Annotated in this window: 12 protein-coding genes; 3 read left to right on the top strand and 9 right to left on the bottom strand. The window is 28.2% G+C overall.

The features are described from left to right. Positions 1 to 80: 80 nt before the first annotated feature. Positions 81 to 1,415: a uracil-xanthine permease family protein gene (locus tag ACZ5RS_RS05145; RefSeq protein ID WP_464638124.1), complete on the top strand. Its 1,335-nt coding sequence runs from the start codon at positions 81 to 83 to the stop codon at positions 1,413 to 1,415. A gap of 93 nt (positions 1,416 to 1,508) precedes the next feature. On the opposite strand, the gene ACZ5RS_RS05140 is transcribed toward ACZ5RS_RS05145, so the two are convergent. From ACZ5RS_RS05140 to ACZ5RS_RS05130, 3 genes are all read right to left on the bottom strand, one after another. Continuing rightward, positions 1,509 to 2,807 (bottom strand): TRAP transporter large permease, encoded by a 1,299-nt coding sequence (locus ACZ5RS_RS05140; RefSeq protein WP_464638122.1) that lies wholly within the window; start codon positions 2,805 to 2,807, stop codon positions 1,509 to 1,511. Next, a complete protein-coding gene (locus ACZ5RS_RS05135) occupies positions 2,800 to 3,306 on the bottom strand; it encodes a TRAP transporter small permease (protein WP_464638121.1) in 507 nt (168 codons plus the stop codon). Before ACZ5RS_RS05135 ends, ACZ5RS_RS05140 begins: the two co-directional genes overlap by 8 nt. A 68-nt stretch (positions 3,307 to 3,374) precedes the next feature. Continuing rightward, on the bottom strand, positions 3,375 to 4,373 hold the full coding sequence (locus ACZ5RS_RS05130; RefSeq protein WP_464638119.1) for a TRAP transporter substrate-binding protein: 999 nt from the start codon (positions 4,371 to 4,373) through the stop codon (positions 3,375 to 3,377). Positions 4,374 to 4,535: 162 nt separating this feature from the next. Between ACZ5RS_RS05130 and ACZ5RS_RS05125 the strand changes: the two genes are divergently transcribed. Both ACZ5RS_RS05125 and ACZ5RS_RS05120 read left to right on the top strand, forming a co-directional pair. Continuing rightward, a complete protein-coding gene (locus tag ACZ5RS_RS05125) occupies positions 4,536 to 6,056 on the top strand; it encodes a sensor histidine kinase (protein ID WP_464638118.1) in 1,521 nt (506 codons plus the stop codon). Then, entirely contained in the window at positions 6,049 to 7,518 is a 1,470-nt protein-coding gene (locus tag ACZ5RS_RS05120; protein ID WP_464638116.1) for a response regulator transcription factor, read from the top strand. The genes ACZ5RS_RS05125 and ACZ5RS_RS05120 overlap by 8 nt, the downstream gene beginning before the upstream one ends. A gap of 21 nt (positions 7,519 to 7,539) precedes the next feature. Here the strand turns inward: ACZ5RS_RS05120 and ACZ5RS_RS05115 are convergent, their stop codons facing one another. From ACZ5RS_RS05115 to dctP, 6 genes are all read right to left on the bottom strand, one after another. After that, positions 7,540 to 8,820 (bottom strand): TRAP transporter large permease, encoded by a 1,281-nt coding sequence (locus tag ACZ5RS_RS05115; protein WP_464638114.1) that lies wholly within the window; start codon positions 8,818 to 8,820, stop codon positions 7,540 to 7,542. Between the two features lies 1 nt (position 8,821). Continuing rightward, entirely contained in the window at positions 8,822 to 9,337 is a 516-nt protein-coding gene (locus tag ACZ5RS_RS05110) for a TRAP transporter small permease (RefSeq protein WP_464638112.1), read from the bottom strand. Between the two features lie 44 nt (positions 9,338 to 9,381). Then, positions 9,382 to 10,407, bottom strand: coding sequence for a TRAP transporter substrate-binding protein (locus ACZ5RS_RS05105; protein ID WP_464638110.1), 1,026 nt, complete (start codon positions 10,405 to 10,407; stop codon positions 9,382 to 9,384). A gap of 116 nt (positions 10,408 to 10,523) precedes the next feature. Beyond that, positions 10,524 to 11,315 (bottom strand): response regulator transcription factor, encoded by a 792-nt coding sequence (locus ACZ5RS_RS05100; protein ID WP_464638108.1) that lies wholly within the window; start codon positions 11,313 to 11,315, stop codon positions 10,524 to 10,526. Continuing rightward, positions 11,308 to 12,804: a sensor histidine kinase gene (locus tag ACZ5RS_RS05095; protein ID WP_464638106.1), complete on the bottom strand. Its 1,497-nt coding sequence runs from the start codon at positions 12,802 to 12,804 to the stop codon at positions 11,308 to 11,310. The genes ACZ5RS_RS05100 and ACZ5RS_RS05095 overlap by 8 nt, the downstream gene beginning before the upstream one ends. Continuing rightward, a complete protein-coding gene (gene dctP, locus ACZ5RS_RS05090; protein ID WP_464638105.1) occupies positions 12,804 to 13,685 on the bottom strand; it encodes a TRAP transporter substrate-binding protein DctP in 882 nt (293 codons plus the stop codon). The genes ACZ5RS_RS05095 and dctP overlap by 1 nt, the downstream gene beginning before the upstream one ends. Positions 13,686 to 13,710: the final 25 nt, after the last annotated feature.

Below are 13,710 nucleotides of genomic sequence, written 5' to 3'. Positions count from 1 at the left end.
TCATAACTTCTTGGATATTTTGTTGCAATTCGTTGTTTCAAAAAAAATTTATATATATATTAATCTAGGAGAATTTTTATATGAAAAACTCAAATTCTACCTCATCAATTGATAATATCTATCAATTAGATGGGAAAGTCCCTCTAGGAAAAGCAATACCTTTTGGACTACAACATGTTCTAGCTATGTTCGTTGCTAATATCGTACCAATTGTTATTGTTGCTGGAGCCGGAAATCTTAGCCAAGATCTTACAACTGCATTATTACAAAACTGTATGTTCATTGCTGGGATAGGAACTTTAATACAACTATTCCCTATTTGGAGAATCGGTTCAGGACTTCCTGTTGTAATGGGTGTTAGTTTTACTTTCGTAGCTATTCTAAGTTATGTTGCAGCAAATTTTGGATATCCAGTTGTTGTTGGAGCAATTATAATAGGTGGTTTAATTGAAGGAACATTAGGTCTATTAGCTAAATATTGGAAAAGATTTATCTCTCCTGTTGTATCAGCTTGTGTAGTATTATCAATTGGTTTTTCACTATTACCTGTAGGAGCTAGAAGCTTTGGTGGTGGTTATGTAGCAGATTTCGGATCAGCACAAAACATGCTATTAGGTGGAATTACTCTATTATCATTGTTATTATTTACAATCTTTGCAAAAGGATATTTAAAACAATTAGCTATTTTATTTGGTTTAATCGTTGGTTATATTGTTGCTTTATTTATGGGTAAAGTAGATTTCTCAGCTTTCCATAATATTGCTTTATTTGATTTACCTAAATTCTTACCTGTAAAACCTGAATTTAATATCAGTGCTATCATATCTGTAACTTTAGTATTCTTAGTTTCAGCTACTGAAACCATTGGGGATACAACTGCTTGTGCTGTTATGGGTATTGGTAGAGAACCAAGCGAAAAAGAAATTTCTGGATCTTTAGCTTGTGATGGTTATAGTTCATCAATTTCTGGTTTGTTCAGCTGTTTGCCTGTTACATCTTTCTCACAGAATGTTGGTTTAATAGCAATGACTAAAGTTGTAAATAGATACACAATCGCAACAGGTGGGATTGCATTAATTTTAGCTGGTTTATTCCCACCAATTGGTGCATTTTTTAATACTTTACCAGAAGCAGTATTAGGTGGTTGTACAATTCTTATGTTTGGACAAATTGTAATCTCTGGTATAAGAATGTTAGCTAAATCAGGCTTCTCTCAAAGAAATACTTTAATCGCTGCTTTCTCATTAGCAATTGGTTTAGGATTCCCTTCAGAAGCTGCTTTATTTAATATCTTCCCAACTTTAGTTGCAGAAGAATTATCTAACAACTGTGTTGCAATAGTATTTATTATTTCTCTAATTTTAGATTTAACTCTTCCTAAAAACATGGAAGTAACAAAAGAAACAGAAAACTAAAAAAATCACTAATAATATAATAATAACTATAAAAAAAAATAGGATTGCATTAATTTTGCAATCCTATCTATTTAATAAATATAATTTATTTTTTTATGCCATCAATGATGGAATCAATAATGTTAATTGTGGAATAAAAGTAATACAAAGAAGTACAACAATCATAATAGAATAGAATGGAAGCATACTCTTTGTTGCTTTTTCTATACTTATTTTTCCAATCGCACAACCAACGAATAAAGCTGATCCTACAGGTGGTGTACATAAGCCAATAGCTAAGTTTAAGATCATTACAACACCAAATTGAACAGGATCCATACCTAAAGCACCAACAACAACTGGATATAAAATAGGTGTACAAATGATAATTAATGGAGCCATATCCATGATTGTTCCTAATAATAATAACATTATGTTAATTAATAATAGAAGAACAATCTTATTGCTACTAATTCCAATTAATGCATTTGTTATTGCTTGTGGGATTCTTAAAAAAGCTAATAAATAACCAAAAGAAGATGCAGCAGCTATTAAACTCATAACCATTGCTAAGGTTTTTAATGAAGCTAATAAGATCTCTTTTAATTCAGTTAATTTAATTTCTTTATAAACAAAGAAAGTAATAATAAAGGAATATACAACTGCTACTGCAGCACTTTCTGTTGCTGTAAATATACCAGTAACTACACCACCAATGATAATAATCATTGTAAGCATACCTAGAATTGCATCTGCACTAACTTTTAAAGTTTCTTTTAATGTATATTTTCTTTCTTTAGGATAATTCCTTTTTCTTGCAATAATATATGTTACTATCATTAATCCAACACCTAGAATAACACCAGGAACTAAACCACCTAAGAATAATTTTCCTACACTTACACCACCACCAGCAGCTAAAGCGAAAATAATCATATTATGGCTTGGAGGAATAATAACACCTTGGCAAGCACTTGTTACAGTTACTGCTACAGAAAAGTCTTCATCATAACCTTTAGCATTCATCATTGGAATCATCATTGTTCCAATAGAAGAAACATCTGCTACAGCACTACCGGAGATCCCACCAAAGAACATACTAGCTAAAATATTTACTTGAGCTAAACCACCTCTGTATCTACCAATAATTGCATTTGAAAAATCAATCAATCTTCTTGAAATACCACCACGACTCATCATTTCCCCAGCTAAAATAAAGAATGGAATAGCTAATAAAGAGAAAGAATTAACCCCGCTTACTAATCTTTGAACAATAGTTAATAGCGGAATATGTAAATATAAAGCTGTTATTACTGAAGAAAGAAATAAAGAAAAAGTAATTGGCATTCTTAAAATTAATAATAAAATAAAGGATCCAATTAATATTGTTGAAGCTAAACTTAAATTAATCATCTAGAAGTACCTCACTTTTGTCTAAATCTTTAGTTGTTATTGCACCATATAAATAAATAACTGCATATAATATTATGAAAACTGCATTAATAGGTAAAACTATGTAATTAATAGCATTTGTGATATGAGTTGCAGGTAAGAAACTTCTTAAACCATTTTTTGCTAATCCTAAACCATAATAAAATAATATAACACCTAAAATTATTTCACAAACATACTTAAATATTCTTAAAAATCTTTCGATATGAGGTGGAAGATGTTTTGGCAATAAAGTAATACTAATATGTAAATTTTCTTTTACCCCTAAAGCCATTGCAATAAAAGTAAACCAAATTACTATTACCAATGGAATTTCTTCGCCCCATTTAATTCCACTTTGGAATCCGTATCTTAATACAACATTAGCAAAAACAATTAAAACCATTGCTATAATTAAGAACATACCTATAAATAAGACTATATTGAAAACCTTATCTAAGTATTTTTTAAATTGTCTCATTTGAGCTCCTACCTAACTTAAAATAGGGGTTCCATAAGAACCCCTTCAATTAAAAAGCTAATTAATTATTATTTAACTGCTCTAATCTTTGCTACCCAAGCTTTTCCATCAGCATCTAACATCTTGTCGTATAGAGGTTGCATTGCATTTGCGAATTCAGCTTGATCTGTAATTTCATTAATTTGACAACCAGCAGCTTTAACTTTTTCTTGTGATTTTTGTGCATATTCTGCCCAAGCTGCAATTTGAGTTGCTTGACAATCTTTAGCTGCTTTCTTGATGATTTCTTGATCTTCTTGACTTAATTTATCCATAGTTGTCTTTGAAGCTAATAGCATTTCAGGAACACGTGTATGTTGGTCAATTGAATAGAACTTAGCTACTTCATAATGGTTTGAAGAATCATATGAAGGCCAGTTATTTTCTGCACCATCAATAACGCCTGTTTGTAAAGCTGAGTAAACATCACCATAACTCATTGGAGTAGGAGTTGCACCTAATGCTTCAACAAGACCCATCATTAAATCTGATTCTTGAACACGAATCTTCATACCTGATAAATCAGAAACAGTATAAACAGGTTTAATTGTATTATAGAAACTTCTTGCACCAGAATCGAAATATGTTAAACCAACGAATCCACTGTCTTCCATTGATTGTAAGAAATAGTCTCCAATTTCACCATTTAAAACGTTCCACATATGATCAGCATTTCTATATAAGTAAGGCATTTGTAAAGCATTTAATAAAGGGTTAAAAGAAGCTAAAGGGCTAATTGAAACACGAGTAAAGTCAATCCCACCAAATTGAACTTGTTCAATACAAGACTTTTCATCGCCTAATGTTGCTTGAGGATATACTTCAACTTTAATTCTACCATTAGAATATTCCTCAACTAATTCAGCAAATTTTTCATCACCAACAACTGTAGGATATCCAATAGGTTGGTTATCTGCTAATCTTAATACAATAGGGCTATCACTTTTTTGTGCCTCATCGCTACCTTGAGCAAACATAGGAGTAATAGCTACAAGAGCTAAAACTGCTAGAGTTAACAATTTTTTCATAAAACTTATGTCCTCCATAATTTTTCTATCAATTTATACATTATTATTTGTTTATAAACTGTTAATTGCATAGTGAGAAAAAATTCCTTTTTTCACCTTTATTTTTCCTTTTTTACAAGTTTATTGAATTTTTAATAATAATTTTCCATGATATAATAAATTATGGCTAAAAAAATCTTTAAGAATTTAACTATTAAAAGAAAAATTAATAAAAGACAGAACATACACCAATTACTATTTAAGCACAACTTTTTTACCGTAGTAATTTTCTTCGTCATATCATTATTTCTTTTTAACTACATATATACAATTTTCAATGAAGAACAAAAAAACTCAAGCGAAAATTTATTAGTACATAATATAATCACAGAAATAGAACAAAGTAGAATTTTACTTGAAGAATATAGAACATCTAAAGTTCCTCAAAGGCAAAAAGAATTATTACTTAAACAAAAAACTATCTTATTAAATATAGATAATGAAATTGAAAAATTACAAATTGAATATGAAGATTCCCCTACAAGATATTTCTTAAATAGTGGGATAATTAATGGTAAAAATACTATAAATGAATTATTGAACCAATTAAATTCTGACTCCTTAAATAATGATGCTGAATTTTATAAGATTTATTATAGAATTAGTAATACCTATGACTATATATATAAATATTTAACAAACCAATATTTATTAGCTATGGTAAAAGAAAATGTTGAGATTATGGAAGCTAGAGCTCAACAACTAAAAAGCTTAAGATTATTTTCAATAATTTTATTTGGTATTTTATTACTTGGTTATATTATTTCAACCTCCAGAACTACAAGAAGAATGTTGGACCCTATAGATGAAATGGTAAAAACAGCAAAAGATATATCTGAAGGTAATTTTGATAATGAACATAAAATAATAGAAGGCCCTCAAGAATTAGTCTTTTTAGAAGAATCACTTAAAAATATGACAACTTCTTTAAAAGACAGATTAGATTTAATAAATGAAAACAGTATTCTTGAAAAAGAAATCCACACAAAAGAAATAGATCAATTAAAACTACAAAAAGAACTTGAGAGAGCAAAATTTAGATCTCTTCAAGCTCAAATAAATCCACATTTTCTATTTAATACGTTAAATACTATCCAATTAACGGCTCTATTTGAAAACGCAGAACAAACAGGTAAATTAATAGAAAGCTTAAGTGTTATATTTAGATATTCTTTAGAACATCAAGATGAAATAACTATAGAAAATGAATTATTTTTTATAAAACAATACTTAAAAATACAAAAAGCTAGATTTAAAGAAAGATTAGAATACACAATTAAATGTGGGGAATTATGTAAAACAGTATTAATTCCACCACTAATTTTACAACCTTTAGTTGAAAATGCTATTAACCATGGAATAGAGCCTAAAGAAGAAGGTGGCCGTGTAGATATAGAAGCTTACAAAAATAAAAACCAAGTAATTATTAATATTTGTGATACAGGTATTGGTTTCAAAAATCCTACCAATACAATCAATAATATCGAAACAAATAATAAAGGCCATAATATAGGAATTTCTAATATTATCGAAAGATTAAATATATATTTTAAAAATGAAGCAACTATCAATTTTAAACCATTAAATGAATTTGGAGGCTGTAAAGTCGAAATTCAAATACCTTTTGAGGAAAATAATGTATAACTTATTAATAGCAGATGACGAACAATTAGAGCGTGATGCAATTGAATTTTTAATTAATAAAAAAGAACTTCCTTTCAATGTATTAAAAGCAAAAAACGGGAAAGAAGCTCTTCAGATATATAATCAAGAATCTGTTGATTTTATAATTCTAGATATAAAAATGCCATTAATTAATGGTATTGAAGTTGGAAATATTATTAGAGAGACTGATAGAGTTACCCCTATTGTTTATTTAACTGCATGGAGCAATTTTGATTATGCTAAATCAGCAATATCTATTGGTGTTCTAGAATATCTAGTAAAACCAATTAATAAAAAAGAATTATATAAAGTTTTAGAAGATTTTATCGAAAAAAAAGAAATCGAAACCTCAACAAAAAATGAAGAATTTAAAACTGTAATAAATCAATTCTCCCGTTCATTTTTTGCTTCAATGAAACATGGCTTAATAGATTCAAAAGTATTAAAAAAATATTTCAATTTGAAAGTTGATACTTTTTTTGAAGGAGTTAGCCTAATTGTTAGTGAAGTTAATATAGACAGGTTAAAACATTTTTTTACCCAAAAGGAATTTATTAACAGTAGATTTTATTATTTTCCAACTACCGATAGAACTACCATAATTGTTTTCCCAAAAAATAAAAGCAAATTTTTTAAACAATTAAATTATAATACTAATGCTATAATGAGTTCCAAATTTAACAAAATTACAATTGCTATTGGTAGTGTATTTACATCAATTGAAGAACTACCTAGATCTATTAGGGAAGCCTCAATAGCTTACAATATTGCTAGAACAAATAATGAAACAATACATGAATTTAACAATATTGATGAAAACATACTATACAATTCCTCAATTAATTATATAGATGAAATAGAAACTGCAATATTTGATTTAAATGAAAAAAAGGCAAGAGAAATAGCTCATAAATTTTATGATTCTATCTCCCATCTTGAAAAGAATGCCCTTTTAGAAACTTATTATCAAAACGTATTAATATTACATCATGTTTTAACTAAAAAAATACCTTTTTTCACTATCTCTAAGCCTCATAAATCAGTAGTAGAAATTGAAATCACTTTCTTTAATATGATTGATAATGCTGTAAAAGCTTTAATAGAAGACAGACGTGATAGATATCAAAGAATATTTTTAGCTATAAAAAAAGAGATTGAAATACATTATAATAAACAATTAACTATGGAGTATTATTCTTCCTTGTTAAACATGAACACAAAATATTTTTCAAAATTATTTAAAACTTATAACAATATTAGTTTCATAGATTATTTAACAAATATAAGACTAGATAAAGCAAAAGAATTATTAAAAGAAGGTATTAGTGTTAAAGATAGTGCTAAAGCCGTTGGATATATGGATTCAGCTTATTTTTCCAAAGTTTTTAGCCAGAGATTTAATATTAATCCATCACAATTCAAACAAGCATATGAGAAATAAATATCTCATATGCTTTAATAATTAATGCATCAATGATGGTAAGAAAGTTGTAAATACTGGGAATAAACTAATCAAAATTAGTACAACTACATTACAGATTATAAAAGGAAGAGCCCCTTTAAATATTTCTACAATTTGCATTTTAGTTATTTTTGTGCAGGCATTTAAACACATTCCAACAGGAGGTGTTACTAATCCAATAGCTAAACCAGTAATTAACATAGCTCCGAATTGTAATGCTGAAATACCAACAGATTCCATAACTGGAAGTAAAATTGGAGTTAATAATAAAATTGCTGGTGTTACATCAATGAATGTACCAATAATTAAAATTACCAAATCAAATATTAATGCATAACCCCATACAGGTAATTCTAAAGCCAAAAAGAAAGCTGCAATTTGACTTGGAATATTGGCAATAGTTAACAACCAAGTAAATATAGTTGTAAAACCAATGATAATCATAATTGCTGCAGATGATACTAAAGTCTTTTTTAAAGCATTAATTACATCTTTGACTGTTAATTCTTTATAAAAGAAAAACCCAATCAATAATGAATATAACACAGCAATCCCTGCAGATTCACTAGCTGTACAAATACCAAAAGATACAAATACAACAATTACTACTGGCATTAATATAGCTGGAATGCCATATAACATTGTATGTAAAAATTCTTTCTTAACAAAAGGTGTCTTTTCTGGATGATAACCTTTTTCAATTGAGATTGCATTTACTGCTATCAATTGGGAAAGCCCAATTAAAACTCCTGGGATTAATCCAGCAACAAATAATTTACCAATTGAGGCTCCTGATGCCATAGCATAAACAATCATTGGAACAGAAGGAGGAATTATCATACCCATTGTGGAAGAAGCAACAGTAACACCGGATGCAAATTTACATGGATACCCCTCTTTTTCCATTGAAGGAATTAATATTGACCCTAAAGCAGAAGTATCTGCTACAGAAGATCCTGAAATTCCTCCAAAAATCATTGATGCTATAATATTAACTTCCCCTAATCCACCATGGAAAGGACGAACTAAATACATTGAAAAATCAACAATTCTTTTTGTTATACCACCAGTATTCATCAATTCCCCAGCTAACATAAACAATGGCATAGCAACCATAACAAATGAAAAAACACCACCCCAAACTCTTTGTGGTAACATTTGCATGAAATTTGGATTAAATGACTGAATAAAGCTCATACATGAAGCGCCAATAGCAAAAGCTAAAGGAGTACCCATTAAAGCAAAAATTATTAAGAATAATAGCAAAAATATTACTGCCATATTATTTACTCCTTTGTTTTATACTAAGTAAATATTCAACAAACTTAACCAACATTGTTATTAAGGCTATTGAACAACCAATTGGAATAATTCCATACATATATTTCATTGGTATTTCCATACCCATTGAAATTTGATGCCCAAATTTAGCAGTATATTTAAAACCATATATAATCATTGCCATGTCTACGGTTATCATAACTATATAATTAAAAATTGTTGCAAAGACTTTAAATTTTGGACTAAATCTTTCATAAATAGATAAAATTGCAACATGTTCATCTTCCATCACACAAATTCCCATTCCCCAGAAAGTGGTAAATGCAAAAACTGTTGTAATAAATTCTTCTAGAAATAAAAATGAAATGCCAAAAAAGTATCTAGCAATAACTGAAAAAATTACACAAAAAGCGATTAAAGCTACAGCAAAGACACCTATACCAAAATATATTTTATATATTTTCTTTGAGATATTTTTTAGACTATTAATAATACACCTCCAATATCTTAATAACACCGACCCATATAGGGCCGGTTAAAACAATTGTTCAGCTTTAATTATTAATTACCTTTAACAATAGCTCTCATTTGATCTAGTTCACTTTGTGTTAATAAACCTTCATCAATATATTGTTGATATACTACTTCTGTTGCATCTTTAAATGCTTGTAATTCAGATTTTGTAGGAGTATAAATTTCACAATTAGCATCTACAACACTTCTTGCCTTAGCTTGGTTATCTGCAATTGCTTGGTTATTAACTTCCATCATTTCTTTAGTTGCTTGTTCTAATACTTCTTGATATTCAGCTGGAAGAGAATTATACCAATCAAGATTTACATAGAATGGATCTGGATGGAATTGATAATTTAATTCTGTAAAATATTTTTGTACTTCATAGAATTTCATACCTTCAACATTAACCCATGGATTTTCTTGACCATCAGCTACACCAGTTTTTAATGCCATATATAAATCAGAATAAGGAACTGATACAACAGAAGCACCTAATGCTTTAAATGTTCTATCAATAGTATCCATACCGTTTGATCTCATTTTTAAGCCTTTTAAATCAGCAGGAGTATGAATTGGTCTAACATTATTTGAATATTGTCTAAATCCACCAGCATCACCAAGACCTAAAATCAAAGCACCGTCTTCTTTACTTGAAGAACAGATATCTTTTGCTAAATCACTATTCATTAAGCGAGTAACTTGTTCACTATTTTCACATAAGAAAGGTAGAGTAAATACTAAAAGTTTTGGAACAAAGTCCATTTGTCCACCTCTCATACCTTGAATAACACCAGAACAAACTTGTTCTAACATTTCTTTTTCTGTACCTAATTGACCAGCTGGATATAACTCAACTTTGATTCCACCATTAGTTCTTTCTTCAACAATTTCTTTGAAATGTTCTAGAGAAATATGACGTGGATTAGTAGTAGGTTGAGCATGAGCGATTTGCATTGTATAAACCTTATCAGGTCCCCCATTTGAACTTGCCTGTTCACTGCCACCTTGAGCGAAAAGCATTGATGTACTTACTAACAATGCCATTGAGATCAATAATAATTTCTTAAACATAAGATCCTCCTAAAAGTAGATATAGGTTAAAATGGGTTTTCAAATCGCACACTAGAGCATATTGCTTTAAATCTATAAGATATTGCTAAAGCAGCAATATCTTATAGATAAATAAATTATCTTTGTGCTGCCCTATATTGAATAGGACTAACACCTTCTTCTCTTTTAAAAATCAGACTGAAATAATTAGGATCACTATACCCAATTCCACCAGCTATTTCTTTAATAGATTTTGAAGTATCTTTTAATAATTTCTTAGCCATATTAATCCTATGTTCTAATAAATATTCCATAATTGTACAGTTCATATAATTCTTAAATAAACGTGAAATATGATATTTCGAATATCCACAATCACTAATTATTTCATCCAAACTTATATAATCAGTATAATGTTTTTCAATATATTCTTTTATAGATAATACTGCTAATGGAATAGCCTCATCATTTTTAATATTTTTTTCAACAGGGTTTTGTTTAAAATACTCAATTACATTATCTAATTGTTGCATCTTACTCTTATTTTTTTCTTCAATTCTTAGTCTCTCTATTGTCTTTTCAATTGCATTTAAAAAAGTCTTTCTCTGAACAGGTTTAACTAAAAAATCTATAGCTCCAAGTTTTAAAGCTTTAACAGCATAATCAAATTCATCAAAAGCCGTTGATATAATTACCTTAGCCTCTATATTTTCATTTCTAATTTTCTCTAAGACTTCAATACCTGACATCTCTGGCATATTAATATCTAAAACAATTATATCTGGTTTATCACAAACAACCTTTACAAAAGCATCATTACCATCTTCTGCAACTAAAATAGTATCTATAGGTAAATTAGATCTTTCTAAAAACAAAGTTAGAGCTTTTCTTTCTAAAGCTTCATCATCAGCAATTAATATTTTATACATATTTTGTAATCTCCCTATCTGTTTTTAATTTAATAATAATTTTTGTTCCACCAAAAATTGTTCTCTCAATCTTAAAAGAATCGTTAGTCTCAGAAAAAATTTCAATTCTATCTCGAGTATTTGATAAGCCTAAATGCTTCCTATTTTTACAAAAAATTTCTTCCCTATTCTCAAAAGCTTTGATTATTTTATCTTCTATGCCAATTCCATTATCTACAACTTCTAAAATTACAAAATCTTCTTTTACTCTAGCATTTATCCTAATTATTCCACCTTCCTTTTTAGGCTCCAAACCATGTACTATTGCATTTTCAACTAACGGTTGGAGAGTAAATTTAGGTAAAAAGACTTCATCTTGTAATTCTTGAGGGACACAAATAAAATATTTTAATCTTTCATTAAATCTCTTTTGTTGTATTTTAATATATTCACTTGTAATATCTAACTCTTCTTTTAATAAAACAGGTTCTGAAGCATCTGATAAATTGTATCTTAATAATTTAGATAAAGAATCAATCATAACTAATGAATCATCATTTCTTTCAAGTGTAATCATCCTTGAAATTGAATTTAAAGTATTAAATAAAAAATGGGGATTTGTTTGTGATTGCAATGCTAAAAACTGCGCTTGGTTTAATAATTTTAAATTTTCTTCATTCTTTTTTTGTTGTTCAACTAGTTCCTTTTCAAGAGTAACCTTCTTTTCTACCTCATGCATCATATTCTTAATATCTTCAACCATTTTGTTAAAAGTATGAATTAGAAGACCCATAGAATTATCACGTTTTAATTCTTTAACTCTTGCTTGTAATTCACCCTTTGATACTTTCTTCGCTTGTTGTACCAATAACATAAGAGGATGAGTAATATTAGAATATATATGCACAAACACGGCTATTAAGAAAATGAAAAAAGCTATTAAAAAAGAAATCAGAAAAGTTGAATAACGATGAAAACTATTATCTAAAAATTGGTTTGTTTGTCTTTCGCTATATATCAAATTATTTAATAATTCATCGCAATATTTTTGTAAATAATCATGAATAATTTCAGCTAAGTACATTTTACTATAATACTCATAGTTATTAGTATTATAGTTAAAAGATGCAGCACAGCCTTCAAGAAAATAGTTATTAAAAGAAGTTTCAATTGATTTTAATAAATATAAATTCTCACTATCATTAATAGACTGAATTAATTCACCAATTATTTCTTTTGATTTATCACTTGCAATATTAAATTCATTTAATTTTTGTCTATTTCCTGTTCTAAGGTACATATTTAGACTTTCATTACAAGCTGAAATATTTGATTTAAGAGATATGATTTCATATGAAATATTATTATTACTAGAACTTTTTTTAATATAATCAAACATAGTAGTTCTAACAAAAAGAGAGAAAGCTACTACTAAAATAAATATTAATATTAAAAAAGAATTAATTTGGTTACCAACGGAGAAAAATATTGAATCATGAGTACGTTTCATTAAAACCTCCTCATGTTTTTATCTCTAGCTACTTGCTCTATAGCTAAGTATTCTTCTCGAGCAATATAATTTTTAGAATATTCTAAAGTTTTAATAGCACACTCTTCTAATATTTTAACTTCGTCACGAGACAACTGATTTAAGACTTCATTACTAAATAATATAATGGAAGGAAGAGTAACATGATCTAGAATCGCAACTTCTTGTATATATGGATATTCATCACAATTAACAAAAGAAGATAAAGTAGATTCTTTTGCATCAATAAATCCATTTCTTAAAGAAGGGAATGTTGCAATATTACCTATAAAAATAGGATTAATATCCCACCTTTGTAAGAAATTCTGATACATTTGAGAATTATCAATTCCAACTCTTATTTGACTATAATTATTAAAATCAATATTTTCATCACTATAAATACATCTTTTACTTGGAGGTAAAATTGTTAAAGGACACAACTTTTCATTTTGAAAAGCAAAATTATAATTATCATTATTTTCAATATAATCTAAAAAACTATCAAAAGAGTTACCAATTAATTTAGAAAAACTAGTAATAAAAGAAGGTACTTGCTCTGATACAGCTAAAACATTAACTCTGCCTAAAGCAATTCCACCAAATTGCAATTGAGTTAAAACTTCTTCTTCTGAGCCCAATTCGCCTTCATAATATACTTTTATAATTATTTTACCATCACTTTCTTGTTGAACTAATTGAGCAAAATAATCACTTATATTAGATAAATATGTCCCTTTTTTTTCTGTTTCTGCATATCTTAAGACAACAGTATCGTCGCTTAAGAGTTCATTTTCATAGTTTTCCTTACAACCATTAAACAGAAAAACTACAAAGATGCAAACAATAAAGAGTTTTCTCACACATACCTCCTTAGACAAAAACTAG

The organism is Pleomorphochaeta caudata (genome assembly GCF_055395745.1).
This window is presented reverse-complemented; position numbering and strand designations above follow the sequence as displayed.